The sequence below is a fragment of the Microvirga sp. M2 genome, assembly GCF_047497095.1.
In the GTDB taxonomy this organism is placed as follows: Bacteria; Pseudomonadota; Alphaproteobacteria; order Rhizobiales; family Beijerinckiaceae; genus Microvirga.
Genome location: NZ_CP134063.1, coordinates 810,124 through 835,530 on the forward strand (window position 1 = coordinate 810,124; position 25,407 = coordinate 835,530).

22 protein-coding genes are annotated in these 25,407 nt (G+C 63.3%); 13 read left to right on the forward strand and 9 right to left on the reverse strand.

What is annotated here, in order from left to right:
- Positions 1-22: 22 nt before the first annotated feature.
- The 3 genes from RE429_RS03840 to RE429_RS03850 form a co-directional block, all read right to left on the reverse strand.
- Complete coding sequence (locus RE429_RS03840) at positions 23-910, reverse strand: YihY/virulence factor BrkB family protein (protein ID WP_414473056.1); 888 nt, start codon at positions 908-910, stop codon at positions 23-25.
- Positions 911-1,191: 281 nt separating this feature from the next.
- The gene (locus RE429_RS03845; protein WP_414473057.1) at positions 1,192-2,928 is read right to left on the reverse strand and encodes a hypothetical protein; all 1,737 of its coding nucleotides are present in this window, start codon (positions 2,926-2,928) and stop codon (positions 1,192-1,194) included.
- 26 nt (positions 2,929-2,954) lie between these two features.
- The gene (locus tag RE429_RS03850; protein ID WP_414473058.1) at positions 2,955-4,019 is read right to left on the reverse strand and encodes an NAD(P)-dependent alcohol dehydrogenase; all 1,065 of its coding nucleotides are present in this window, start codon (positions 4,017-4,019) and stop codon (positions 2,955-2,957) included.
- Between the two features lie 545 nt (positions 4,020-4,564).
- Between RE429_RS03850 and RE429_RS03855 the strand changes: the two genes are divergently transcribed.
- From RE429_RS03855 to RE429_RS03885, 7 genes are all read left to right on the forward strand, one after another.
- Positions 4,565-6,511 carry a PrkA family serine protein kinase gene (locus RE429_RS03855; RefSeq protein ID WP_414473059.1) on the forward strand — a complete coding sequence of 649 codons (1,947 nt, stop codon included), beginning with the start codon at positions 4,565-4,567 and terminating at the stop codon, positions 6,509-6,511.
- Between the two features lie 29 nt (positions 6,512-6,540).
- A complete protein-coding gene (locus RE429_RS03860) occupies positions 6,541-7,839 on the forward strand; it encodes a YeaH/YhbH family protein (protein ID WP_414473060.1) in 1,299 nt (432 codons plus the stop codon).
- A complete protein-coding gene (locus RE429_RS03865) occupies positions 7,836-9,380 on the forward strand; it encodes a SpoVR family protein (RefSeq protein ID WP_414473061.1) in 1,545 nt (514 codons plus the stop codon). Before RE429_RS03860 ends, RE429_RS03865 begins: the two co-directional genes overlap by 4 nt.
- Before the next feature lie 97 nt (positions 9,381-9,477).
- Positions 9,478-9,939, forward strand: coding sequence for a hypothetical protein (locus RE429_RS03870; RefSeq protein WP_414473062.1), 462 nt, complete (start codon positions 9,478-9,480; stop codon positions 9,937-9,939).
- Positions 9,940-10,018: 79 nt separating this feature from the next.
- Complete coding sequence (locus RE429_RS03875; protein WP_414473063.1) at positions 10,019-10,309, forward strand: hypothetical protein; 291 nt, start codon at positions 10,019-10,021, stop codon at positions 10,307-10,309.
- A 151-nt stretch (positions 10,310-10,460) separates the two neighbouring features.
- The gene (locus RE429_RS03880; RefSeq protein WP_414474110.1) at positions 10,461-11,417 is read left to right on the forward strand and encodes an MDR/zinc-dependent alcohol dehydrogenase-like family protein; all 957 of its coding nucleotides are present in this window, start codon (positions 10,461-10,463) and stop codon (positions 11,415-11,417) included.
- The gene (locus tag RE429_RS03885; RefSeq protein ID WP_414473064.1) at positions 11,414-12,442 is read left to right on the forward strand and encodes a Gfo/Idh/MocA family protein; all 1,029 of its coding nucleotides are present in this window, start codon (positions 11,414-11,416) and stop codon (positions 12,440-12,442) included. Before RE429_RS03880 ends, RE429_RS03885 begins: the two co-directional genes overlap by 4 nt.
- Positions 12,443-12,750: 308 nt before the next feature.
- On the opposite strand, the gene RE429_RS03890 is transcribed toward RE429_RS03885, so the two are convergent.
- From RE429_RS03890 to RE429_RS03915, 6 genes are read right to left on the reverse strand one after another with little or no spacing between them, the layout of a single operon-like run.
- On the reverse strand, positions 12,751-13,683 hold the full coding sequence (locus RE429_RS03890; RefSeq protein ID WP_414473065.1) for a beta-xylosidase: 933 nt from the start codon (positions 13,681-13,683) through the stop codon (positions 12,751-12,753).
- The gene (locus RE429_RS03895) at positions 13,680-14,453 is read right to left on the reverse strand and encodes a TIGR04290 family methyltransferase (protein ID WP_414473066.1); all 774 of its coding nucleotides are present in this window, start codon (positions 14,451-14,453) and stop codon (positions 13,680-13,682) included. Before RE429_RS03895 ends, RE429_RS03890 begins: the two co-directional genes overlap by 4 nt.
- 6 nt (positions 14,454-14,459) lie before the next feature.
- Positions 14,460-15,272 carry a nucleotidyltransferase family protein gene (locus RE429_RS03900; protein ID WP_414473067.1) on the reverse strand — a complete coding sequence of 271 codons (813 nt, stop codon included), beginning with the start codon at positions 15,270-15,272 and terminating at the stop codon, positions 14,460-14,462.
- A 3-nt stretch (positions 15,273-15,275) separates the two neighbouring features.
- Positions 15,276-16,385 carry a glycosyltransferase gene (locus tag RE429_RS03905; protein ID WP_414473068.1) on the reverse strand — a complete coding sequence of 370 codons (1,110 nt, stop codon included), beginning with the start codon at positions 16,383-16,385 and terminating at the stop codon, positions 15,276-15,278.
- Positions 16,382-16,981 (reverse strand): histidine phosphatase family protein, encoded by a 600-nt coding sequence (locus tag RE429_RS03910; protein WP_414473069.1) that lies wholly within the window; start codon positions 16,979-16,981, stop codon positions 16,382-16,384. The genes RE429_RS03905 and RE429_RS03910 overlap by 4 nt, the downstream gene beginning before the upstream one ends.
- A gap of 13 nt (positions 16,982-16,994) precedes the next feature.
- Complete coding sequence (locus RE429_RS03915) at positions 16,995-18,083, reverse strand: inositol-3-phosphate synthase (RefSeq protein ID WP_414473070.1); 1,089 nt, start codon at positions 18,081-18,083, stop codon at positions 16,995-16,997.
- A 583-nt stretch (positions 18,084-18,666) separates the two neighbouring features.
- Between RE429_RS03915 and RE429_RS03920 the strand changes: the two genes are divergently transcribed.
- From RE429_RS03920 to RE429_RS03945, 6 genes are all read left to right on the forward strand, one after another.
- Complete coding sequence (locus RE429_RS03920; RefSeq protein WP_414474111.1) at positions 18,667-19,770, forward strand: NAD-dependent epimerase/dehydratase family protein; 1,104 nt, start codon at positions 18,667-18,669, stop codon at positions 19,768-19,770.
- The gene (locus tag RE429_RS03925; RefSeq protein WP_414473071.1) at positions 19,767-20,885 is read left to right on the forward strand and encodes an NAD-dependent epimerase/dehydratase family protein; all 1,119 of its coding nucleotides are present in this window, start codon (positions 19,767-19,769) and stop codon (positions 20,883-20,885) included. The genes RE429_RS03920 and RE429_RS03925 overlap by 4 nt, the downstream gene beginning before the upstream one ends.
- A gap of 69 nt (positions 20,886-20,954) precedes the next feature.
- Positions 20,955-22,091 carry a glycosyltransferase family 4 protein gene (locus RE429_RS03930; RefSeq protein ID WP_414473072.1) on the forward strand — a complete coding sequence of 379 codons (1,137 nt, stop codon included), beginning with the start codon at positions 20,955-20,957 and terminating at the stop codon, positions 22,089-22,091.
- The gene (locus tag RE429_RS03935; protein ID WP_414473073.1) at positions 22,088-23,200 is read left to right on the forward strand and encodes a glycosyltransferase; all 1,113 of its coding nucleotides are present in this window, start codon (positions 22,088-22,090) and stop codon (positions 23,198-23,200) included. Before RE429_RS03930 ends, RE429_RS03935 begins: the two co-directional genes overlap by 4 nt.
- On the forward strand, positions 23,197-24,291 hold the full coding sequence (locus RE429_RS03940) for a glycosyltransferase (RefSeq protein WP_414473074.1): 1,095 nt from the start codon (positions 23,197-23,199) through the stop codon (positions 24,289-24,291). The genes RE429_RS03935 and RE429_RS03940 overlap by 4 nt, the downstream gene beginning before the upstream one ends.
- Positions 24,288-25,397, forward strand: coding sequence for a glycosyltransferase (locus tag RE429_RS03945; protein WP_414473075.1), 1,110 nt, complete (start codon positions 24,288-24,290; stop codon positions 25,395-25,397). Before RE429_RS03940 ends, RE429_RS03945 begins: the two co-directional genes overlap by 4 nt.
- Positions 25,398-25,407: the final 10 nt, after the last annotated feature.

Below are 25,407 nucleotides of genomic sequence, written 5' to 3' on the forward strand. Positions count from 1 at the left end.
GCCGGTGAACCGGCTCGCTTTTTCATGTCCCGTTCCCCTTGCCGGCGCTCTGGCTCCCGCTCTGGCTCCCGCTCTGACTCCCATGCCTTTCGGCGTAGGCTTTCGTGAACTCCGCGCCGAAGAGCAGGATGAGGGACGAGTAATAGATCCAGAGCAGGATCGTGATCAGGGAGGCCGCAGCGCCGTAGCTCGAGGCGATATTGCTCTTGCCGAGATAGTACCCGATCAGAAATTTGCCGACCGTGAAGAGGAGGGCCGTCACCAGAGACCCTGTCCAGACGTCGTTCCAGGTGATGTCCACATTCGGCAGAAGCTTGAAGATCATGGCGAAGAGCAGGACGGCGATGACAAAGGCGACGAGGCTGTTGAGAAACCGAAGGATCACGGTCGCGCCTGAGAAACTCGGTTCGATATAGCCGCTGACGGCGGACAGCCCGGCGTCGATGACCAGGGAGACGAGGAGCAGAAAGCCGACGCCCAGGATGAGGGCGAAGCTGATGAGGCGCATGCGCAGGAAGTTGAAAAGGCCGGACGTACTCGGCGGCTTCGCCTTCCAGATGATGTTCAAGTCGTCCTGCAGTTCGATGACGGCCCCTGACACGAGCAGGAGGAAAGTGACGATGCCGATGGCCGTGCCGAGGATGCCCGATCCCATATTGCTGGCGCTGGCGATCATGGCTTCCAGGGTCGAGGCCTCGTTGGCGCCGATCATTCCGCCGAGCTCGGAGACGATGGCGCCCTGTGCGGCTTCGCGCCCGAAGGCCAAGCCGGCGACGGCAATGGCTGCGAGCAGCATGGGGGCGAGAGAGAAAACGGTGAAGAACGCGATCGAGGCCCCGAGGCTCATGGCGCGATCGTTCCACCATCCCACGAACGCGGCCCTGATCAGCCGCCCTGTTTCGGAAATCATGCCTGCCCGTCTTTTGCCGCCAAGGCCCGCAGATGCGAGTCCGTCGCCTTGGCTTTTTAACCGGCAGGAACCTTGTCTTGTTCCTCGCGCAAGCCGAGCCGGCCAGGATGCCAGCGCATCGTGCGAAAAAGTGGACCCGGTTTTTCGCACAAACGATGCGCTCTTTCAAACGATTGCCCTAGAGCCTTTTCCATGACCTTCGGTTCATGGAAAAGGCTCCTGTTGTTTGAGAAAGACGCCTTTTCTTCGCAAAACCGGCATCCACTTTTGCGGAAAAGGCTCTAGAGATAGGCCTGCAGCAGGGCGGCATAACGAGCGGCCGCCCGGCGCAGGCGATCTTCTTCGTCGCTGTCTTTCAGCGCATCCGCCGCCATGGCGTGAGCCCCGAGCTGGAAGGCGAGATAGCAGGGAAGCATGAACGAGAGCAGCGCGGGCGACACGGGAAGATTGCTCTCTCTCTGCACGATGTCGCAAAGATGCCGCGTGTCGGGCTCCGACAGGCGGAACTCGACGGCAACCGCGGCAATGTCCCAGGTGATGTCCTGACAGCCGACGAGATCGTGCGTGGTGCAATGATCGAGCGCATCGGCCTTGATCGCGCGATCTCCGCACACGAGCCATTCCCAGGGCATCATCCGGTTATCGGTGAAGACCCGGTTCATGGCGTCCGACAGAGGCTCGATGTCGGGCAGAGCGCGGTCAAGAGTCCGTGCGCTCGGTTCTCCCAGGGCCTGCGCCGCATTGTGGAGCGCCATGGCGCGAAGCGCGGCGAGAGAGGCGCCTTCGTGCGTCCGGGCGGGACAATGCCGGGCTCGAAAGCCGAGATAGGTCCCGATCCGGTTCACAAGATCGGCCGGTTCCATGGCGTGCCGGTCGAGCGATGGTGCATCGCCGTGCCAGCGCTCGATGAGAAAGCCATGGCAAGAGCCGGCGATCTCCGGCGTGAAGCCTGCCTGGTGAAGCTGCAGGGCCCTTGCATGTTTCTTCACGCCGCTTTCGCCGAGGCCGGCAAATTTGACCAGCCAGGTTGCGCCTTCGGTGCGAGCCAGGAATTTTCTTCGCTCCTGCTGAATATTCGCCGCCGGCCAGGATGCGCGATCCGCATATCGCAGCGTCCGCCATGCTCCGCCTGAAACGTCCTCCAGCTCTCCCTTCAGGGGACCCACGACGGTTTCGACCCAGCTCCTCAGCCGGTCCGCCGAACCGCATAGAAGCTCGTCCATGCCGACGACATGCCGCGATGCTCCATTCCAGCGTTCGCGATGGCGGAGGCTCGCCTTCGGACCCAGTGCTCCGGAATGGCTCGGAAAGAAATGGATGCGATCGCGAGATATGCCGATCGATTCCAGCCAGTCCGCAACCGCCCCGAAGGAGCTGCCCGACAGGCCGGGCCCTTCGTCGACGACGGCGACGGCTGTGTCCCTCTCCTCCATCAGCGTGTCGGCGAACGATGGATCGACAGTGATGTCCCGCTGAAACGGATGCCCGATGGGACGCACGGTGAAAGGAGGGCGCGCCCCGAGCGCTTCCGCAACGAGAGCCGCCAAGCCGGCGCCGATGCTGCGAATGCCGATGACCCGCGTTTCGGGTCCGAGGCCGGAGCGGGTCGCGGCCTCCACATAGCTTTCCGGATACAAGGCATAGAATGCGTAGCCTTCCGCCTGCTTGGTCCTGATCGTCAGGGTGGGATCGAAGCTCAGCAGCTTGCTTCGAAACGCGTCCGGCCGCGCCGCCTGCGAGAATCCGCTCCGCCAGGATCGCACGACGGTTCGCGCCAGGAGCGACAGGCCTTCCATGCCGTCGACATGGGCGGGGGAAAGAGTGTCGAACCCGTGCTCCTGGAAGTCGGCATCGATGATGGCCCGAATCAGCTCGCTCGCGCCGATGAAGGCGGCGACCAGGGCTGCGTGCCGCTCGCTCCCGGGCGGCGATGCGTTCACTCGGTCGAGAAGGATCCCGATCGCCTGTTGCCTGTCGCGAACCGTCCCGATGGATTCCACATCGCCATACACCAACATGGGATTCCGCCCGAGCGCCTTGTGGATTACGCCGCGGCCTCCCGCTTCAACGAGGCCATGTCGATGACGAAGCGATACTTGACGTCGCTCCTGAGCATGCGCTCGTAGGCTTCGTTGATGGCCTGGACCGGGATCATCTCGATTTCCGAGACGATCCCGTGCTCGGCGCAGAAATCGAGCATCTCCTGCGTTTCCGCGATGCCGCCGATCAGAGAGCCGGCAAGCTGGCGCCGCTTCATGATAAGGTTGAACACCGTGGTGGCCGGGTGCGGCTCGGCGGGGGCGCCGACCAGCACCATGGCGCCGTCGCGGGCCAGGAGCACGAGATAGGTGTCGAGGTCGTGCGGCGCCGCGACCGTATCCAGGATGAAGTCGAAACTGTTGCGCTGAGCCGCCATGGCCTCCTTGTCTCTGGACACCACGACCTCATGTGCGCCGAGCGCGAGGGCATCCGCCCGCTTGTTGGGAGAGGTGGTGAAGAGCACCACATGCGCCCCCATGGCGCGCGCGAGCTTGACCGCCATATGGCCAAGGCCGCCCAAGCCGACGATCCCGACCTTCTGTCCGGCCCGAACGCGCCAGCGGCGCAAGGGGGAATAGGTGGTGATCCCGGCGCACAGCAGAGGAGCGGTGGCTGCTGGGTCGAGCCCCTCGGGAATGCGCAGGACGAAGCTCTCGTCGACCACGATGACGTCGGAGTAGCCGCCATACGTGTTCGCGCCCGTATCCTGCTCCGGCCCGTTGTACGTGCCTGTGAAGCCGACCTCGCAGTATTGCTCCAGCCCCTCGCGGCAGCTGCTGCAGGTACGGCAGGAATCGACCATGCAGCCGACGCCGACGAGATCGCCCCCCTTGAACTTCTGAACGCCGCTCCCGACCCTTGTGACCCGCCCGACGATCTCGTGGCCCGGCAGGCTCGGATAGAGCGTGCCGCCCCATTCGTCACGAACCGTGTGGAGATCGGAGTGGCAGACGCCGCAATAGAGAATGTCGATCTGGACGTCATGCTCCCGCGGCTCTCGCCGTTCGAATCCGAAGGGGGCAAGCGGCGTCGATGCGTTTCGGGCGGCATAACCGAAGGCTCTGATCACGGGAAGCTCCGTTGCTGGGATGAGCCGGAGAAGGGCGGCAGCGCGATCGACCGCAACCTTCTGCTGCAGCAGACGATAGGTTAGGTGCGAGTGGCGTCAATGAGGCCGCTTGAATTCTCATCCGCTCCTGCGTCGTCACGGCGCTGGACTTGGCGTCGTGTTTCACTATAACATCGAAAATTGCGCGGGTGCTTCTAGTATTTGCAGCCTTGCGATCTACCTCCATATGGAGAGGGATTCTTATGCCGAGCGGACACCGTTGGTTTGAATTGGGCGGCAAAGCGGCACATCGAGATTCGGTGTTTGAGAAAAACTTTAACTTGCCGTGTCAGCATCAATCCGCGAGGCTGGTTGGGAAAGACGGCTTGCTATCGTCACGAACGCTCCCTTGCAGATCCGAGCAACGTGATCATAACGCGCAAGCTTTTAGCGAAGAGGGGAAGCTGCCATAGGCACGTTGTGACGCATCCCCGCACCGTCCGGTCTGGGCAACCTTAGCGGTGCAGAATCGTTATCTCTGAGAGGGATCTGAATTCGGTGGCGCCATGCATCATTCCGACGACCTGTTCTCGAGTTTCCTGAAATCTTACGAAAACCGCCGCGAGGCGGAGATGTCCCTCACGGAATACCTGGAAGGGTGCCGCGACAATCCCATGATGTATGCCAGCGCTCCGGAGCGCATCCTGGCGGCGATCGGCGAGCCTGAGCTCGTGGACACGTCGAGGGATGCGCGCCTCGGCCGCATTTTCATGAACCGAACGATCCGCGTTTATCCCGCCTTCTCCGAATTCTACGGGATGGAAGAAACGATCGAGATGATCGTGAGCTTCTTCCGGCACGCCGCTCAAGGATTGGAGGAGCGCAAGCAGATTCTTTATCTCCTCGGCCCCGTCGGCGGAGGGAAGTCTTCTCTTGCCGAGCGCCTCAAGGCGCTCATGGAGGTGCATCCGATCTACGTGCTCAAGGCCGGCGACGAGATCAGCCCGGTTTTCGAAAGTCCGCTCGCGCTGTTCGATCCGGAGCAGATGGGTTCGGTTCTCGAAGAGCGCTACGGAATTCCGAGTCGGCGCCTGACCAACCTGTTGAGTCCCTGGGCCATCAAGCGGCTCGACGAATTTCGAGGGGACATCTCGAAGTTCCGCGTGGTGAAGGTCAATCCGTCGCGGCTCCGCCAGATCGCGATCGCGAAAACCGAGCCGGGCGACGAGAACAATCAGGACATTTCCTCCCTCGTCGGGAAGGTCGATATCCGCAAGCTCGAGACCCTCTCTCAGGCCGATCCCGACGCCTACAGCTATTCCGGCGGCCTCAACCGCGCCAACCAGGGCATCCTCGAGTTCGTCGAGATGTTCAAGGCGCCGATCAAGATGCTTCATCCTCTCCTGACGGCGACGCAGGAAGGAAACTATGTCGGCACTGAGAATATCGGCTCCATTCCGTTTACCGGCATGATCCTGGCGCATTCCAACGAGGCGGAGTGGCAGACCTTCAAGGCGAACAAGAACAACGAGGCGTTCATCGATCGCATTTATGTGATCAAGGTGCCCTACTGCCTGCGCGTCGCCGAGGAGCAGAAGATCTACGAGAAGCTGATCCGTGGCTCCGAACTCGCGGATGCGCCATGCGCTCCGGCCACGCTCGAAATGCTGGCAAGATTCTCGGTGCTTTCGCGGCTGCGGCCTCACGAGAACTCGAACTTCTACTCCAAGATGCGGGTCTATGACGGCGAGAGCCTGCGCGAGGTCGATCCGAGAGCGCGCAGCTTGCAGGAATACAAGGACGCCGCCGGCGTCGACGAGGGGATGGACGGGATTTCCACCCGCTTCGCCTTCAAGGTCCTGGCGGCGACTTTCAATCACGACACCATCGAGGTCGCGGCCGATCCGGTTCACCTCATGTATGTCCTCGAACAGTCGCTTCGTCGCGAGCAACTCCCTCAGGATGTGGAGCGGCGCTATCTCGAGTTCATCAAGGGCGAGCTGGCGCCCCGCTATGCCGACTTCATCGGCCACGAGATCCAGAAGGCCTATCTGGAATCCTATCACGACTACGGCCAGAATCTCTTCGACCGCTACGTCGCCTACGCGGATGCCTGGATCGAGGATCAGGATTTCAAGGATCCCGATACGGGCCAGCTCCTCAATCGTGAGCTCCTCAACCAGGAGCTCACCAAGATCGAGAAGCCGGCCGGGATCGCAAACCCGAAGGATTTCCGTAACGAAGTGGTGAAGTTCTCCCTGCGGGCGCGGGCCAGCAACAACGGGCGCAATCCCTCCTGGACGAGCTACGAGAAGATCCGCGACGTGATCGAACGGCGCATGTTCTCGCAAGTCGAGGAGCTCCTGCCGGTCATCAGCTTCGGCTCGAAGAAAGACAGCGAGACCGAGAAGAAGCACGGCGAGTTCGTGGAGCGCATGATGGACCGTGGCTATACCGAACGGCAGGTGCGGCGCTTGGTGGAGTGGTACATGCGTGTGAAGCAGGCGGGCTGACAGAAATCGGAGGCGGAGCAGGCGTTCCTATGTACATCATCGACAGACGCCTCAATCCAGGCGGTAAGAGCCTTGCCAATCGCCAACGCTTTCTTCGCCGCGCCAAAGCGCAGATCCAGCGGGCCGTGCGCCAGACGGCCGGCGAGCGTGACATTACCGATCTCGAAAGGGGCGGGGAGGTCTCGATTCCGGCCGATGGCGTGCGTGAGCCCAGCTTCCGCCGCTCGGGCGAGGGCGGCGTGCACGACCACATCCTGCCCGGCAACAAGCGTTTCGTGGAGGGCGATACCATCGACCGGCCTCCAGGCGGAGGCGGCGGAGGATCATCGGCTGGCAACAGCGGCGAAGGAGAGGACGATTTCCGCTTCGCCCTGAGCCGCGAGGAGTTTCTTGATCTCTTCCTCGAGGATCTGGAATTGCCGGATCTTGCCAAACGGCGCCTCGCGACGGTCGAGGTGCAGGGAATGCGGCGGGCCGGCTATTCCGTCACCGGATCCCCGGTCAACCTTGCCTTGCTGCGCTCCATGCGCAACGCGCTCTCCCGCCGGATCGCCATGCGGCGGCCGAAGCCCAGCGAGCTTGCAAAGCTCGAGGAGGAGATCGCGCGTCTCGAAAAGCAAGGCGAGACCGAGGAGCTCCTCGAACTGCGCCTGAAGCTGGAAAAGCTCCAGCTGAGATCGCGGCGGTTCCCCTATATCGACCCGTTCGACCTGCGTTACCGCCGCTTCGAGCCGGTCTCCCGGCCCGTGGCTCAGGCCGTCATGTTCTGTCTCATGGACGTGTCCGGCTCCATGACCGAGCACATGAAGGATCTGGCCAAGCGGTTCTACATGCTGCTCTATATCTTTCTGACCCGGCGCTACAAACACGTGGAGATCGTTTTCATCCGTCACACCCACGAAGCGAAGGAGGTGGACGAGGATACGTTCTTCCACAGCCCGGAGACGGGCGGCACGGTGGTCTCCTCGGCTCTGCGCGAGATGCAGCGGGTCGTGGCCGAACGCTATCCGCCGGAGAACTGGAACATCTATGCGGCTCAAGCGTCGGATGGGGACAATTCTCCCAACGACGGCGCGACCAGCGCGGCCCTGCTGAGAGATGTCATCCTGCCCGCGTGCCAGTACTACGCGTATCTCGAAGTCGGCAGCGACCACGACCGGATGCAGGCGGGCTTCATCAATCACAAGACGGCCTTGTGGCAGACCTATGAGACTCTGCAGGACGAGGGCGCCAACCTCGCCATGCGCAAGGTCAATCACCGCCGCGAGATCTATCCCGTTTTCCGCGAACTTTTCCGGCGGCGCGATGTCGAGGCAAGGGCCCCATGAGCCTGATCGAAGAAGACACCTTGCTGTTTCATGGCTCCGACTGGGATTTCGGCTCGATCCAGCGCGTCTATGACGCCATCGAGCGGATCGCGGTCGGCGAACTGGGGATCGACGTCTATCCCAATCAGATCGAGGTGATCACGGCCGAGCAGATGCTCGACGCCTATGCCTCGATCGGCATGCCGCTGTTCTACAAGCATTGGTCCTTCGGCAAGCGCTTCGCCACGCATGAAGCCGGCTACCGGCAAGGACTCATGGGCCTGGCCTACGAGATCGTCATCAACTCGAACCCCTGCATCTCCTACATCATGGAGGAGAACACGGCGACGATGCAGACGCTGGTGATCGCGCATGCGGCCTTCGGGCATAATCACTTCTTCAAGAACAATTATCTCTTCAAGGAGTGGACGGACGCGGACGGCATCCTCGATTATCTGGAATTCGCCAAGAGCTACATCGCCCGCTGCGAGGAGCGTTATGGACAAGCCGCGGTGGAAAGGATCCTCGATGCCGCCCATGCGCTGATGTCGCACGGCGTTCATCGTTATCCGCGCAAGAAGCGCCCCGACCTCCGCTCCGAGGAGCGCCGCGAGCGCGAGCGGCAGATCCATCAGGAGAAAACTTTCAACGATCTCTGGCGCACGGTTCCGACGAAGGGTGGCGCGCCGAAGCCCGCCTTAAGCGACGACCGCCGCCGCGCGCTTCTCGAACTGCCGCAGGAAAACATCCTGTATTTTCTCGAGAAGTCCGCGCCTCGCCTTCAACCGTGGCAGCGCGAGATCCTGCGGATCGTCCGTCAGATCGCCCAGTACTTCTACCCGCAGCGCCAAACCAAGGTCATGAACGAGGGGTGCGCCACCTATTGCCACTACCGCATCATGACCCGGCTCCACGAGACACGGCAGATCAGCGACGGCGCTTTCCTCGAATTCCTGCAATCGCATACGAACGTCACCCGCCAGCCGGAATATGACGATCCGTATTATGGCGGGATCAATCCTTACGCCCTCGGCTTCGGAATGATGCAGGACATCGAGCGCATCTGCACGCGCCCGACCGCCGAGGACCGGGAGTGGTTTCCCGACATCGCGGGTTGCGACGACACCATGGGAGTCCTGCGCGATGTGTGGGCGAATTACCGGGACGAGAGTTTCATCTCTCAGTTCCTGAGCCCGCATCTCATGCGCCAGTGGCGCCTGTTCCATCTGCTGGATGATCCGGACCGTCCGGAGCTCATCATCGAGGCCATTCACGACGAGCGCGGCTACCGGCGTCTGCGCCGCTCGCTCTCGCGTCAGTACGATGTCGGGTGGAGCGATCCGGACATTCAGGTCGTGGATGTCGATCTTGCGGGGGACCGGCGCCTCATCCTTCATCATCACGTTCTCCACCGTACCCTTTTGGATAAGGACGACGCGCAGCGCGTTCTCCAGATGATCGCCAATCTCTGGGGCTACGATGTGGTGCTCAAGGAGGTCGAGGCCGCAACCGGGGCCATCTTCCAGGAGCATGTCGCTCATCCTCACGAGACGCTCTTTTGACCGTCGTTGACGTAAAAAAGCCTATGACTCGTTTCAAGCTCGTACGTCCAGGGCTCGGCCTTGGCCTCAGGGCCGGCTCCCATTGCGGAGAATACCGATGGAACACAAGCCTGTAGAGACACTGCGTGGCGTTGCTGAGGTACATGAGTTCAAGCAAGGTTTCCTTTCCCGGCGCGAGCGCCTTGAGCGTTGGGCGGAATTACTGGAGCGTCAGCCCAAGCGGCGGCTTCGCTCATTGGGAGAGATCGAGTTCACGCCCGAGGAGAAAAGGCCCGAACTGAGATCGGACGAATCTCCCATTACGGTCGCCTTCGAGGATCCCATTCTCCGTGCGGACGGGCTGAAGGGCGACAGGCTCGGCGATGCCATGGAGTATTTCGACCTCTCCGAGCGGTCGGCTCACCGCCTCCTCTGCTCCTGCATGAACGGCTGGAGCATGGAAGCGAGCGTCACGGCCCGCAAGGTGCGTCGCTTGGTCAATCCCGATCACCGTCTGGTGCTGTTTACATCGGCCAGCCTCCTGGCAGCGGTCCCGGCGGCGTTCTACTTTCTGAGCTGACGATGCGATGAAGTATCGGACCCTTGCCCTGCACGGAGCGCGAGGGTTCGATGCTGTTCTTTGAGAGGGAATGACGCGAGTGGTGGAGACGAAGCGAAAGATTGCACTGCCGTGGTACAATCGCGAGGATTACGCCGACATCCGCGGCATGGTGGCCGATGCCCATAACCTTGCTCCAACGTACGAGCAATGGCTTGCCGCGGCAGAGAACAATGAGAGCGTGGGGCGGCAATCGGGGCTAGAAATCGAGCGGATCCTGATCGAGCCCTCCTCCTTCGCCCGCTGGTGCGCCGCTGAAGGAGTGGCACCGGACAGCGCGGCGCGGATGCGCTATGTCGCCGAACGGCAGGCCCAAACAGCCAAGCCTTGAAGTCTCGTGTCCTGTCTCTAATTGCTCGGAAAGAGTCATGGAGACGGTCGACTTGTTGAACGGTAAGGTCTCGGGAAACGACACATTCGACGCTTCCGGGGAACCAGGGCCGGGGGCCGCAAACGGCTCGGCCAGCCAAGCGGCAAGGACCATGCGGGCGGCCGTTCTGACGGGCCCTGGGCAGATCAAGATCGAGGAGATTGTGCTGCCCGAGCCTGGCGCGGGGCAGGTGCGGCTGCGTCTCGAAGGATGCGGTGTGTGCGCGTCCAATCTGACGCCCTGGGCAGGCCCGGACTGGATGCAGTTTCCCACCGAATCCGGTTCGCTCGGACACGAGGCCTGGGGCATCGTCGATTCCATCGGCGAGAATGTCGAAGGGCTGGCCATTGGCGACCGGGTCGCGGCCCTGACCTATAGATCCTATGCGGAATACGATATCGCCGATGTGGATAAGGTGGTGCGTCTGCCCGAGACCCTCGCCGGACAACCCTTTCCCGGCGAGCCTCTCGGCTGCGCCATGAACATCTTCCACCGCAGCGAGATCGCGCCCGGGCAGACGATCGCCATCATCGGAATCGGCTTTCTGGGGGCGATCCTCACCAGGCTCGCGACCAATGCCGGCGCGAGGGTGATCGCGATTTCACGCCGCCCCTTCGCGCGCGATCTGGCCCGCCGCATGGGAGCGGCCGAAGTGATCCCGATGGACGATCACCATGCGATCATCGAGCGGGTGAAGGAACTGACGGGCGGTACGTTCTGCGACCGCGTGATCGAGGCGGTCGGAAAGCAGTGGCCTCTCGATCTGGCGGGCGAACTCACTCGTGAGCGCGGCAGGCTGATCGTGGCCGGCTACCACCAGGATGGGCCACGGCAGGTCAACATGTGGCTCTGGAATTGGCGCGGGATCGACGTGATCAATGCCCACGAGCGCGATTCGACCATCTACATGCAGGGCATCCGCGAGGCGATCGATGCCATTGCCGCGGGGCAGATCGATCCGGGCCCTCTCTACACCCATACCTACCCGCTCGAACGGCTCGACGAGGCGCTCGACGCCACCCGTGATCGTCCGGACGGTTTTCTCAAGGCTCTGGTGACCTTCCAATGACACAGCATGCTCCGATCAAGACGTCCCAGGCGACCGCCCTGGCTCGACCGCGCCTCGGATTCCTGGGTGTCGGCTGGATCGGACGGCATCGCTTGCAGGCGATGATGGGCACGGATGCGGTCGAGGTCGCAGCCATCGCCGACCCGTCGCCCGACATGGCGGCGGAGGCGGGGAAGCTCGTGCCGGAAGCAACGCGTGTTTCATCGCTGGACGACATTCTCGATCTCGGCGTCGATGGGGTGGTGATCGCGACGCCCAGCGCCATGCATGCGGAGCAGTCGATCCGGGCTCTCGAGCGCGGCGCCGCCGTGTTCTGCCAGAAGCCTCTGGGCCGCAATGCCAAGGAGGTTGAGGCGGTCGTGGACGCGGCCCATCGGGCCGACCGGCTGCTTTGCGTCGATCTGTCCTATCGGTTCACGGACGGCATGCGCCGCATCCGGGAGATCGTCGCGTCCGGCGAACTGGGCCACGTCTATGCGGTCGATCTCGTGTTCCACAATGCCTATGGGCCGGACAAGCCGTGGTTCTACGATCCCGCTCTGTCGGGCGGCGGCTGTGTCATGGATCTCGGCGTCCATCTGGTCGATCTCGCCTTGTGGGTTCTCGACAATCCCGGCATCGGACCGGTCTCCGGAAAGCTCTTCGCGGCCGGACGGCCGCTCAAGGATACCGCCTCACAGGTGGAAGACTACGCGGTCGCGACCGTAGAGACAGATACGGGCGCGGTGGTCCAGCTCGCCTGTTCCTGGAAGCTTCAGGCGGGTTGCGACGCCGTCATCGCGGCGACCTTCTACGGAACGCAAGGCGGCGTATCGCTGCGCAATGTCAACGGGTCGTTCTATGATTTCACGGCCGAGCGATATTGGGGCACGTCGCGAGAAATGCTCGCCACGCCGCCCGATGAATGGGGAGGGCGCGCCGCAGCCGATTGGGCGTCCCGCCTCGCGGCAGGAGAACGTTTCGACCCGGCGGCCCGCGAGCTCGTCACCGTCGCCCGCGTTCTGGATCGTATCTACGGCAGATAATGCGAGATGAGGGAAACGACCTTGAGGAAAAGGCGGCTGATGTTTCAGCCGTCTATTTCCTTACAGCATCGGACGTGAAATCGGACCCACATCCGATGCTGCCAGTTGATGCTTTTGAGCATCTTTCCACGCAAAACCGGGTCCCACTTTTCACGTCCGATGCTCTCCTTGCTTGAGCATCTTTCCACGCAAAACCGGGTCCCACTTTTGCGTCCGATGCTCTGGCGCATCGTGCGATAGAGCGGGCCCGGTTTTCGCAATGAGCGATGCACTCACCCAAGAAGGGAGCGGTGGGGAGCAAGGTTTTCTTACGGTACTTCGAGCAGCTTTCCTTCGGCTGGGCTCGCGCCAGCGAGGGGCGCATAGCGCCGGATCATGCTGGCGCAGAACTCCGCGAACTCCTCCTTCACCTGCGGGGGGCTGGTATGATGCGGTGCGATCCCGCGATGCTCCGGCGTGAAGCAGAAGGTGACCGTCACATCGAAATCGGCGAGCGCCTCCATCTGGCGATCGAACCAATCCAGCGCATCGGGACGGAAGCTGTCGGCCCAGGAGAGGCCCGTGCGCAGGTCTTTCACGCCGAGCCGCTTCATCCAGGCGACCGCGTCGTCGAGCCGATGGTCCTCGAAATGGAACCATTGGCAAAGCCCCATTTGCCCGGCGTATTTTTCATACTCCTCGAGGGCGGGCTTCGGCGTCCCGTCCTCCCGCAGGAGACCCATGTAGAAGTGCCGGAAATAGGACGAGCCTTCCGCCTCCCGATGGCGCGTGGTGGCCTCCCATGCGCGAGGCAGGTCGTAGAGGCTGTACCAATGAATCTTCGGCACCTTGCCGATGAGCAGCTCCGCCGTGCGGTTCAAGCCCCAGGCCTGGACCTCCTCGGCTCCGAAGGTGGAGACGCCAACTTCCGTGACCCAGATCGGCTTGTCGGTGACGGCGCGGATCTCGTCGACCTTCGCGGGCCATTCATGGACCTGCCACAGGTTCCAGTCGAGCGGGAAGCCGTGGACAGCGACCACGTCCACGTGATCGAGAACGCCGCGCGTCTTCAGATTGCCGATGAAGCCGGGATCGATCGGCGACATGCCCCCGAGAACGCGCGGCAGGTTGGGATTGGCTTCCCTGATCGCCTGCCCGGCAGCGATCGCCATCTCGGAGAAGAGCCGCCAATCCGGATCGATCTCCGGGTCCCAATGGGACTTGTTGTTGGGCTCGTTCCAGATCATTGCAGCTTCAATCATGCGGTTCTCCCCTGAGCCGGATAGATCGCACCCGCCCCCGGCGGGGCGTCGACGCGGCGGCAGATGTAAACTTCTTCTTCCGGGTGCTGAGCGATCTCGAATCCGGCGCTGCGGAGCATGGCTTCGACGCAGGCCGCATTCGGCGCCCACCAATTGGTCGGGTCGTCCGCATAGCGATGTTCGATGAAATGCATCTTCGGGTAGCGCGGATCGTCGAAATGCCCGGTCTGCCAGAAGGTGTAATTCTCCTCCACCGGCATCGTTTCGCTCGAGCCGCGCTGCATGGATTGAAACACCAGCATGTCCTTGGCCACATGCTCGTGGATCAGGTCCAGCGCGAGGAGCGGATGACGCAGATGGTAGAGGACCCCCATGAAGATGACGACGTCGAACGTCTCGCCGAGTTGGCCGAGGTCGTAAACCGAGAGCCTGCGGAACTCGATGTCATGCCCCGTCACCTCGGCCGCGAAGCGCGCCTGAGCGAGATAGGCATCGTCGAAGTCGATGCCGAGGACACGCTCGGCGCCCCGCTTCTTCATCTCGATGGAGTAGAAGCCTGCGTTGCAGCCGATGTCGAGGACGCTCTTGCCCGTCAGATCCTGCGGAATCGCGCCGGAAAAATTCTTCCATTTGATGGCAGGGTAGTTTCCGAGGAAGTGGTCGGGCGCCGTCCAGATCCCCTCCCTGATTTCCATGTTGTGGAACCAGGGACCGAGCGCTTCGGCCCTTCTCTTGACCTCCTCGGGAGACATGGGGTCCATGGCATTCATCGAAAGCTACTCCCTGCTCAAATCGTGGAGACCCCGAGGCAGGCGCCCTGCGGGCCAGCCGAGAGCAACCCGCGCTCCGGTCATCGTATCCTGCTGGGCGGCCTCGCTCAGGAGGCCGATGGCGGACCGGTAGCCGTGAAGGGTTCCCACATCGACATAGGATTCTCCCGCCCTGACGCCGAGCGCCTGTCCCCCCTGCGCGAGATAGGCATTGACGAGAGTGCCGAAATACTCGTCCTGACGATCCCGCGAGAGCCAGAGCCGGCGCAGAGATTGAAGAGTTGAGCCAGGCATCTTGAAGGCGCCCCAGATCCATTTCGACGAGGCATCCTCCCGCTTGACCTGGATTTCCTGGACCTGCATGGCCTCGTCGAGAACGACGGCGTCGAAGACCTGCGGGTTCTCGACGGGAAAGAGGAGGAAGGACAGCCGGCCCTCAGGAAGCTCCACGAGCGCCTTTTCGGGAAACCATACGGTGTCCGGCAGCCCCACGATGACGCTTTCCTCCGCAGGAATGAGAGGAGCCGCCTGAAAGATCGCATCGCATAGCCCTGCGGCCTGCGGCTGCACGACATAGGCGATGGAGGCGCTGCCGTAGCTTGCGCCGTAATATTCCATGATGTCGGATTTGCCTGGAGAGATGACGAAGCAGATCTTGTCCGCTCCGCCATGGATCATGCGTTCGACGAGATATTCGCTCACGGCGCAGGGGCGTTCCACGCCGTTGTCGAGACGGCTTCCGACCGGGAGCAGCTCCTTCGAGAACGCCAGAGGCTGAATGCGACTGCCGAGCCCGGCCGCGGGTATGACGCCCCACATGGTTCATGCCTCCATCATGGCTGTCGATTGTCCCGATGCGGACGATGCGGACCTGGCGCCCGCAAGGAGAGCTTCAAGCTCTCGGGCGCGATGTTCCGACGTGTGCTCGGCCATCGTGCGCTCCCGGCTGGCGCGGGCGATCCGGCCCAGCTCCGCATCCGAGAGATCGAGGGCCGCGACGGCATCGCCGGTCGTCTTCGCAATGAGGATCTCGCGGCCCGGATCGAAAAACCTGTCGAGGCCCTCCCAATCATCGGAAAGAAGAGGAACCCCGCACGCCGATGCCTCGAAAAGGCGCCCGGACGGGCACCATCCCATCTCGGCCATCGCCTGGCGCGTCACGTTGAGGGTCAGGCGCGAGGATGAGAAGAAGGCCGGGTGCTCCGCGGGCGGCAGATGCCGTACGAAGTGGATGTTCGGCTGCCATGGGAAATCGTCGGGATACTGCGCGCCTCCGATCAGAAACCGCTGCTTCGGGCGCCGGGCGGCGGAGTCGATGAAAAGCCTCTGGAGCGCGGCCTGCCGGTCGGCGGCATAGGTCCCGAGATAGGAGAGATCGGACCCGTAATGAGCCATCGGCGCAACAGGGCGATGAACGTCCGGATCCACATGGCCGTACAGCGGGGCCACCCGCTGCGCGCCCAGTTCCGACCGCAGCCTGTCGAGAGCGCCGCCGCCCGTATAGCTGAGGACGAGGTCGAATTCGCTCAAGGCCCGGGAGCCGACATAGTTCATCGGTTCCCTGGCCTGGAGCTTCGACAGGGTGACGGGGGTGTCGAGATCGTAGAACGTGCGGACGGCCCTCGGCGCGTCGAGCACCAGATCCGTGGCCTCGATGCCGTTCGGGCAATAGGACGTGACCATGGCCGCATCGGCGTCGGCAAGCTCGGCCTTCGCGCGGTGTCGGACCGAATCCCAGGCGTCGTAGAGAACGAGTTCGCCGTTCGGGATCGCGCCCATGTCCCTGTTGGTTGCGTAATAGGAAACGTCCTTCTCGAAGAACACGACCTGATGCCCATGACGGGCAAGCGCCCTGCACAGGCCTCGCCAGAGAGTGGCGTGGCCGTTGCCCCAGGACGACGAGATGGTGAGCCCGAAAACGACAAGCTTCATGGGGCGATCACCTCGTTCATGTGAAGAACCTTGGAGCCCCAGTCGCCGATGACGATCGTCGTGATGGAAGCAGGCGAGACCTCGAAGCGGCCGTATGAATCGAGGGGCATGCCCAGGTAGTAGAGAAGGGCGGCCTTGATCACGTCGCTATGGCTGACGAGAACGACGGCGCGCCCTTCATGGAACCCTCGGAGCTCTTCCATGGCATGGACGATCCGCGCCTGCGCCTCCAGCATCGTTTCGCCTTCCGGCGGCCGGATCGTGCTGCGGCTGCTGTTCCAGGCGGACCATAGCGGGTCGTCGGCCAAGCTGTCGAAACTCTTGCCCGACCATGCGCCGAAATCGATCTCGGTGATGTCGGCGAGACGCGCGACGGGCCTGCCGAGGCGCGCCGCGATGGGCTCGGCGGTCTCGACTGCCCGCTCGAGCGGACTCGTGCAAATGCGCGCGACGTTCTCGCGGGCAAGGCGGTCGGCCAGTGCCTGGGCCTGAGTCCTTCCCGGGTGGCCAAGGTGCACCCCCGGGATGCGCCCGCACAGAACGGTTCCCACACGATCGTGGGCGGCGTGACGCACAAGGAAGAAGGTGGTGGTCACGCCCGATGCCTCCTCACGCCTCTTCGTCCTCGCCTGCGACGAAGCGCAGCGTCCTTTCTCGCGCCTCGTTGTCGGTGAATTGCTGCGGAGGAGACTTCATGAAATAGCTCGAAGGTCCCGTGAGCGCTCCGCCGATCTTGCGGTCCATGGCGATTTTGGCGCAGCGCACCGCATCGATGACGATACCTGCGGAATTGGGTGAATCCCAGACTTCGAGCTTCAGCTCCACGTTCAGCGGAACGCCCCCGAAGGCGGTTCCTTCCATACGGATATAGGCCCATTTCCGGTCGGTGAGCCACGGGACATGGTCGCTCGGACCCACATGGACATCCCCCGGCGGGAGGGGGATATCGAGCTGGCTCGTCACGGCCTGCGTCTTGGAAATCTTCTTCGATTCCAGACGCTCGCGCTCGAGCATGTTCTGGAAGTCCGTGTTGCCGCCGAAATTGAGCTGATAGGTTCGGTCGAGGCGCACGCCGCGCTCGCGGAAGAGATTGGCCAGCACCCGGTGGACGATGGTGGCGCCGACCTGGCTCTTGATATCGTCGCCGACGATGGGAAGGCCGCGTTCCTCGAAGCGCTTTCGCCATTCGGGGTTGGACGCGATGAAGACGGGTATGCAGTTCACGAAGGCGCAGCCGGCTTCCAGGGCCCGCTCGGCATACCACTCGGTGGCCTTCTGGGATCCGACCGGGAGATAGGAGACGAGCACATCGGTCTCGGATCGACGCAGGATCTCCGAGACATCGGCTTCGTCCTCGGGCGACTCCGCGATCTCGTTACGAAGATACTTGCCCAATCCGTCGAGAGTCTTGCCGCGATGTACGATGACGCCGCTCTCGGGCACCGTGGAAAAGCGCTGGGTGTTGTTGGGCGCGGCGAAGATGGCCTCCGAGACGTCACGGCCGACCTTCGAGGCGTTCACGTCGAAGGCTGCGGAGATCTCCACATCGCTGATATGATAGCCGCCAAGCTCGACATTCATCAGACCCGGAACCGGCTCGTTGACCCGAGCGTTGCGGTAATAGGAAAGGCCTTGCACGAAGGACGAGGCGCAGTTGCCGACGCCGACGATTCCGACGCGGACCTTTCGTGAGCTCATGTTGATCTCCCTGATGGGGCTTCCCCGGCAATCGGCTGAGGTTTCGACGCGGCATGCAGCCATCAGGCCCGGTCGCATGTCCCGAAGCTTGGCCGTCAACGCGAGGAAAGTGTTCGTTGTTCCCAGCGGTTTCCGGACTTGAGACTCTTGTCTTCACGAGGAAGAGCACAAGCTAGAAGTAGGGTCGGACGGTCGGGTTCAAGTCCAAGGAACAATGATGGTGATGGAGCGTTTTGCTCCATGAAACGCCAAGCTTTGCGAGGGATGAAGAGGGCGGGCGGTTTGTGTGCGCCAGAGCATCGGACCCGAAAGTAGGCCCACTTTTGGGATCCTATCCGATGCTCCAGTCCTTAAATGGCGCATCGTTCGGAGCGGACCCGAAGGGCCACGTTCGTGAAAACCGGGTCCACTTTTCGCTCGCGCGACCCGCTGGGTCCGCACGATGCGCTAAGCCTCGCGGCCCCGTGTTCGCCTGGGCCAAGCGTATGTCACGCGTCGCTTCTCCAGCCGAGGAGGCGGGTTTCTCCCGTCTCAATATTGGCATGACGACCATCTATTCACCCGGAGACCTCTCGTGGCGGATATGATCCTCATTACCGGCGGCGCTGGCTTCATCGGCCGCTACGTTGCGCGCGCCTGCCTTGAGCGTGGGCACCGCGTTCGTGTGCTCGACAGCCTCATCGAGCAGGTTCACGGCGATGGGACGCAGGTCGATGGTCTCGATTCCGAAGTGGAGGTCGTCGTCGGCGACGTGCGTGACGAGACGGCGGTCCTGAAGGCTCTGAAGGGGGCCACGAAGGTCGTCCATCTCGCGGCAGAGGTCGGCGTCGGTCAGAGCATGTATGCGGTCGACCGCTATGTGTCCGTGAACGACTACGGCACGGCCGTGCTGTTCCAGCAGCTCATCGACAATCCCGTGAAGCGGGTCGTCGTCGCCTCTTCCATGAGCATCTATGGCGAGGGACTCTACCGGGATGCCGACGGGCGCCTCATGGAGGATGTGGTGCGCGTGCCCCGCACCAGCGAGGCCGATCCCTGGGATCCGCTCGATGCGCAGCGCAGGCCGCTCGTTCCGGTGCCGACCCCGGAATGGAAGAAGCCCGCGCTCGCATCCGTCTATGCGCTGTCGAAATATGTGCAGGAGCGCCTGACGCTGACCCTCTGCCCCGCCTACGGCATGGAGGGCGTCGCGCTCAGGCTCTGGAACGCCTACGGCCCAGGTCAGGCCTTGTCCAATCCCTATACCGGCGTTCTCGCCATCTTCGCATCGCGACTTCACAACGGGCAGCCGCCCATGATCTTCGAGGACGGCCGGCAGCGCCGCGACTTCGTTCACGTGGAGGATGTTGCCCAGGCCTTCGTCCTGGCGCTGGAGCATGAGAAGGCGCCGGGCGGCGTGTTCAATGTCGGCAGCGGCGTCGACCGGACGGTCTCGGACGTGTCGGAGCTTCTGGCCAAGGCCATGAACCGCCCGATCGGGCCCGAGATCGCGGGCAAGGCCCGCATCGGCGACATCCGCCACTGCATCGCGGACATCTCGAAGATCCAGCAGGAGCTGGGCTACGGGCCGACAAAGGACTTCTCGGAAGGGCTGGCGGAACTTGCCGAGTGGGTGGCCAACCAGGAAGCCAAGGACCTCGTTCAGGAGGCCCGCAAGGAACTCGAATCACGAGGCCTTGTCGCATGAAGGAAGCGGATTCAAAAACCGGCGCACCGGCCATTCTTCGCCGCCGCCCCGTCCTGGTGACAGGAGGAGCGGGTTTCATCGGTTCCAACCTGGCGGATCGGTTCGCCAGCGAAGGGCATGACGTTCTGATCTACGATGCTCTGGCTCGCCCCGGCGTCGACCGGAATCTCGAATGGTTGACGAAACGCCACCCCTCGAAGATCTCCGCGGCCATCGCAGATATTCGCGACGAGACGGCGGTCTCCGATGCGGCCTCCGACGCTCAGGCCGTCTTTCACATGGCCGCGCAGGTTGCGGTGACGACGAGCCTCGCCGATCCCCGTGAGGATTTCGAGATCAATATCCGCGGCACCTTGAACCTGCTCGACGCCTTGCGCAAACGCGGCGAGCCCGTGCCTCTCGTCTTCGCTTCCACGAACAAGGTCTATGGCGACCTCGCAGACGTGGAACTCGACATGACGAACGATGCCTATGTGCCGCGCGATCCGGCCATTCGCGACAACGGGGTCGGCGAGAGCCGCCCTCTCGATTTTCACACGCCCTATGGCTGCTCCAAAGGAGCGGCCGATCAGTATGTCCTGGACTTCGCGCGCTCCTTCCGCATTCCCACCTGCGTGCTGCGGATGAGCTGCATCTACGGCCAGCGTCAGATGGGAACGGAGGACCAGGGATGGGTCGCCCATTTCCTGATCCGGGCCCTCGAAGGCAAGCCGATCGCCATCTACGGCGACGGCTGCCAGGTGCGCGACGTCCTCAGCATTTCCGACGCGGTCGACGCCTATGCCGAGGCCTGGAAGCGCATCGGCGCCGTTCAGGGGCGCGCCTTCAACCTGGGCGGCGGACCTGCGAATGCGATCAGCCTGAGGCAGCTCCTCGTCCACATCGAGGATCTTCTCGGACGCCCGGTCGAAACCGCCTATGCCGATTGGCGGGCGGGCGACCAGCGCTACTACGTCTCCGATACCCGTCGGATCGCACGCGAACTCGCCTTGAAGACTCCGACGCCGTGGCGCAAGGGGGTGGCTGCCCTGGCGCGATGGCTGCAGGAAGAGAGAGGATTGTCGGGAACGATACGGCACAGCTCACCGCTTCAGGAAGCTGCGATTGTGCCATGAGAGGCGCATCGGTCTCCGCCGTGCAACGAATTGACCCAACCGACTCGGCGTGAAGAGGATAGAAGAGGCATGTCTGCACGGCAACAGACCGGTCCCGCTCTTCGTGTTCTCATGACGGCCGATGCCGTGGGCGGTGTCTGGCAATATGCGCTGGACGCGGCCGAAGGCATGCGTTCGCACGGTGTCGAAACCATTCTCGCCGTACTCGGCCCTTCGCCCTCCAAAGATCAGCTGGACAGGGCGAGGACGAACGGCATCGAGGTCATCGATACAGGGCTCCCCCTCGACTGGACGGCCGGGCAGGCCGGCGAAGTGGCGGCGGCCGGGCAGGCGATCGCGCAGCTCGCAGCCGAAATCCGGCCCGACATCGTGCATCTCAACTCTCCCGCGCTGCTGGCCGACGGATCGTTCCCCTGTCCCGTGGTGGCCATGTGCCATTCATGTGTCGCCACCTGGTGGGAATCCGTGCGCGGCGGCCCGCTTCCCGAGGCGTTCGCGTGGCGGACGGAGCTCATCCGCAAGGGCTATCGTGCCGCCGACATGCTCCTGGCTCCGACCGCCGCGTTCGCCCATGCCACGGCCCGCTTCTACGACCTCGCGGATGTCCCGACGGTCGTCCGGAACGGGCGCCGGCCCGTGCGAGGCGAGGCGCCGAGGACGCGTGAGCTCTTTGCCTTCACGGCCGGACGTCTGTGGGACGACGGCAAGAACTTCGCGGCGTTCGATCGGGCCGCATCGCGTCTTTCCATCCCGGCTCTGGCGGCCGGCCCGCTCGGCGGGCCCAATGGAGCACAGATCGCGGCTCATCACGCCACCGCCCTGGGACGGCTGAGCGACCAGGAAGTCGCCGGGTACTTGAGCGCGCAACCCATTTTCGTGTCGGCCGCGAAATATGAGCCGTTCGGCCTCGCCGTGCTGGAAGCCGCCCAGGCGGGCTGCGCGCTGGTCCTGTCCGACATCCCGACATTGCGCGAGTTGTGGGACGGCGCGGCCCTGTACGTGACACCGGACGACGATGGCGCCCTTGCGCGATCGATCGGGCGTCTGAGTGCGGACGAAACGATGCGCCGCGCGATGGGAGAGACAGCGAGAGAGCGGGCGGGAGCCTACAGCGTGGGAGCCATGAGCGCGGGCATCCTGTCCGCCTACAGGTCTCTGCTTCCCTCGAAGGTCGGCTTCATTTCCCTTAAAGGGGCCGCCGCATGAAGTTCGCCTATTTCACTCACTCCCTCGCATCCTGCTGGAATCACGGCAATGCGCATTTCTTGAGAGGCGTGCTGCGCGATCTCGTCCATCGCGGCCACGAGGTCGTGGCTTACGAGCCTGAAGGAGCCTGGAGCCTGGACAATCTCCTGCGCGACCATGGCGAGGCCGGGCTCGAGGCTTACCGCACTCTTTACCCGGAGTTGTCCTCGACCGCGTTCGAGGCCGATGCCGATCTGTCAGAGATGGTGTCGGATGCGGACGTGGTGATCGTCCATGAATGGAACGATCCGTGGCTCGTCGCGGCCATCGGTGCGCTGCGGCGCCAGGGAGCGCGGTTCACGCTTCTCTTTCACGACACGCATCATCGGGCCGTCAGCGATCCGAACGCGATCCGTCAATTCGATCTGAGCGGATACGACGGCATTCTCGCCTTCGGCGAGACGCTGGCCGAGGTCTATCGTCGCTGGGGCTGGGGCGAGCGTGTCCATGCCTGGCACGAGGCGGCCGATACGCGGCTCTTTCATCCACCCGCGGAAGAGACCGAACGCAAGGGCCTCGTCTGGATCGGCAATTGGGGCGACGACGAGCGCAGCGCGGAACTGGAGACCTATCTCTTCCGCCCGGCTCGGACAATCGGGCTGCCTCTCGACATCTACGGCGTGCGCTATCCCGGGCACGCTCTGGAGACCCTGGAGCGCTACGGCGTCGCGTATCGGGGCTGGCTGCCGAATCCGCGGGCCCCGGAGGTGTTCGCGCGCCATCTGGCTACGGTGCATGTGCCGCGCCGCTTCTATGTGGATATGCTCCCCGGCATTCCCACGATCCGGGTCTTCGAGGCGCTGGCTTGCGGAATTCCTCTCATATCCGCGCCCTGGCGCGATTCTGAGGGCCTTTTCAATCCGGGCGAGGATTATCTGGTCGCACGCGACGAGGCCGAGATGGAGCGCCATCTCACGGCCATCAGCCGCGATCCCGATTTGCGGCATTTCCTCGTGACGAACGGATTGGCCGCCATTCGCAACCGTCATTCCTGTGTGCACCGCGTCGATCAGTTGCTCACGATCCTGAAAACCTACGGTGCGAAAGCGCCGATGGAGATGTCCGCATGAAGATAGCCTTTTACGGCTCCAGCCTTCTCTCCTCCTACTGGAACGGGGCGGCGACCTACTACAGAGGCATGCTGAGCGAACTCGCCCGCCGCGGCTACGGAATCACATTCTACGAGCCCGATGCGTTCGACCGTCAGAAGCATCGCGACATCGATCCGCCGGAATGGGCCGAGGTCAGGGTCTATCCGGCCACCGAAGAGGCCATGGGCGGCGTCGTGGCCGAGGCCGCGAAGGCCGATGTGGTGGTCAAGGCGTCCGGGGTCGGCGTGTTCGACAACGAGCTCCTGGAGGGTGTCGTAGCAGCGTCGCGGCCCGACGCCATCCGCATCTTCTGGGACGTGGATGCCCCGGCCACGCTTGCGGAGCTGCGGGAGAACCCGGATCATCCGTTGCGGCGCACGCTTCCCGCCCTCGATTTCGTCCTCACCTATGGCGGGGGCCCGCCGGTGATCGAGGCCTATGAGGGATTGGGCGCGCGACGCTGCATCCCGATCTACAACGCGCTCGATCCCTCGACCCACCATCCGGTGCCGGCCGACGATCGCTTCAGGGCCGATCTCTCGTTTCTCGGAAATCGCCTGCCGGACCGCGAGGCGCGCGTGGAGCAGTTCTTCCTGGAGCCCGCCGCGCGACTGTCGAACCGGAGCTTTCTGATCGGAGGCAATGGTTGGGAGACGAAAGGCATGCCGCCGAACGTGCGCCATATCGGGCATGTCTATACACGCGATCACAATGCCTTCAACACGAGTCCGCTCGCGGTCCTGAATATCGCGCGCGATTCCATGGCGACGACAGGCTACTCGCCGGCGACGCGCGTGTTCGAAGCGGCGGGCGCGGGCGCATGCCTCATCACCGATGCGTGGGTCGGCCTCGAGCTCTTCCTGAAGGAGGGAGAGGAGGTTCTGGTCGCCCGCGACGGCAAGGACGTGGCCGATCATGTGGAGAGGCTCGATCCCGAGCGGGCGAGGGCTATCGGGGACGCTGCCCGCCGACGGATCATGGCCGAGCACACCTATGCCGGACGGGGAGCCGAGGTGGACGCGCTTCTGCGTGACATGGCTTCGCAGAAGCGTGAGAGGAGCGTCGCGTGAGCGGTTTGCGCATCGTCGTCCTCGGCCTGAGCCTTTCGTCCTCATGGGGCAACGGCCACGCCACAACCTTCCGCGCCCTGCTCAAGGCCTTTGGCGCCCGGGGGCACGATGTGCTGTTCCTGGAGCGCGACGTGCCATGGTATGCCGCCCACCGGGACATGAGAGATCCCGGGTTCTGCCGCCTCGAGTTCTATACAAGCCTGGAGGACCTGGAGCGTTACAGGAAAGTCATTGCTGCGGCCGATGCGGTGATCGTGGGCTCCTACGTGCCCGAGGGCGTCGCCGTCGGGCGATGGGTCCAGGAGGTCGCGGGGGGAACCGTCGCCTTCTACGACATCGATACGCCCGTGACGCTGGCGAAGCTGGAGAGAGGCGATTACGAGTATCTCTCGCCGGACCTGATCCCGCATTACGACGTCTATTTCTCCTTCACAGGCGGCCCGACGCTCGACCTGCTCATGGAGCGGTACGGATCTCCGGCGGCGCGAGCGCTCTATTGCTCGGTCGACCCGGAACTCTATCCCGCGCTCGACCGGGCGAAGCGCTGGGACCTGAGCTATCTCGGCACATACAGCCCGGACCGGCAGCCCACGCTCGGGAGGCTTCTGATCGAGCCCGCCCGGCGCGCGCCGCACCTGCGCTTCGTTGTGGCCGGGCCGCAATATCCCGCCGATATCGCATGGCCCGGGAACGTGGAGCGCATCGATCACGTGCCGCCCAGCGAGCATCCGGCATTCTACGCTCAAAGCCGCTACACGCTCAATGTCACCCGCGCGGACATGATCCGCGCCGGGTACAGCCCCAGCGTTCGCCTGTTCGAGGCAGCCGCCTGCGGAACGCCGATCATCTCCGACATATGGGACGGGATCGAGACGCTCCTGACGCCCGGACGGGAGATCGCTCTCGCCCGTCAGGCCGATGACGTCCTCCGCGTGCTGGAAGGACCGGACGGCGTCGGGCGCGATACGATGGGGCAGGAAGCGAGGCAGCGCATCCTGGCCGAACACACGTCCTCCCATCGCGCCGCTTCCATGGAGCGCGACCTGATCGCAGCGATGAATCGCCGGAAGAAGGAACATCGTCTGATGTGGGAAGTCAGAGCTTGAGAGGCGTGAA

Excerpts from the sequence above, each read along its gene's own strand:
- RE429_RS03840 (WP_414473056.1), bottom strand. The coding sequence starts at position 910 with ATGATTTCCGAAACAGGGCGGCTGATCAGGGCCGCGTTCGTGGGATGG.
- RE429_RS03845 (WP_414473057.1), bottom strand. The coding sequence starts at position 2,928 with ATGTTGGTGTATGGCGATGTGGAATCCATCGGGACGGTTCGCGACAGG.
- RE429_RS03855 (WP_414473059.1), top strand. The coding sequence starts at position 4,565 with ATGCATCATTCCGACGACCTGTTCTCGAGTTTCCTGAAATCTTACGAA.
- RE429_RS03860 (WP_414473060.1), top strand. The coding sequence starts at position 6,541 with ATGTACATCATCGACAGACGCCTCAATCCAGGCGGTAAGAGCCTTGCC.
- RE429_RS03865 (WP_414473061.1), top strand. The coding sequence starts at position 7,836 with ATGAGCCTGATCGAAGAAGACACCTTGCTGTTTCATGGCTCCGACTGG.
- RE429_RS03870 (WP_414473062.1), top strand. The coding sequence starts at position 9,478 with ATGGAACACAAGCCTGTAGAGACACTGCGTGGCGTTGCTGAGGTACAT.
- RE429_RS03880 (WP_414474110.1), top strand. The coding sequence starts at position 10,461 with ATGCGGGCGGCCGTTCTGACGGGCCCTGGGCAGATCAAGATCGAGGAG.
- RE429_RS03885 (WP_414473064.1), top strand. The coding sequence starts at position 11,414 with ATGACACAGCATGCTCCGATCAAGACGTCCCAGGCGACCGCCCTGGCT.
- RE429_RS03890 (WP_414473065.1), bottom strand. The coding sequence starts at position 13,683 with ATGATTGAAGCTGCAATGATCTGGAACGAGCCCAACAACAAGTCCCAT.
- RE429_RS03895 (WP_414473066.1), bottom strand. The coding sequence starts at position 14,453 with ATGAATGCCATGGACCCCATGTCTCCCGAGGAGGTCAAGAGAAGGGCC.
- RE429_RS03900 (WP_414473067.1), bottom strand. The coding sequence starts at position 15,272 with ATGTGGGGCGTCATACCCGCGGCCGGGCTCGGCAGTCGCATTCAGCCT.
- RE429_RS03905 (WP_414473068.1), bottom strand. The coding sequence starts at position 16,385 with ATGAAGCTTGTCGTTTTCGGGCTCACCATCTCGTCGTCCTGGGGCAAC.
- RE429_RS03915 (WP_414473070.1), bottom strand. The coding sequence starts at position 18,083 with ATGAGCTCACGAAAGGTCCGCGTCGGAATCGTCGGCGTCGGCAACTGC.
- RE429_RS03920 (WP_414474111.1), top strand. The coding sequence starts at position 18,667 with ATGATCCTCATTACCGGCGGCGCTGGCTTCATCGGCCGCTACGTTGCG.
- RE429_RS03925 (WP_414473071.1), top strand. The coding sequence starts at position 19,767 with ATGAAGGAAGCGGATTCAAAAACCGGCGCACCGGCCATTCTTCGCCGC.
- RE429_RS03930 (WP_414473072.1), top strand. The coding sequence starts at position 20,955 with ATGTCTGCACGGCAACAGACCGGTCCCGCTCTTCGTGTTCTCATGACG.
- RE429_RS03935 (WP_414473073.1), top strand. The coding sequence starts at position 22,088 with ATGAAGTTCGCCTATTTCACTCACTCCCTCGCATCCTGCTGGAATCAC.
- RE429_RS03940 (WP_414473074.1), top strand. The coding sequence starts at position 23,197 with ATGAAGATAGCCTTTTACGGCTCCAGCCTTCTCTCCTCCTACTGGAAC.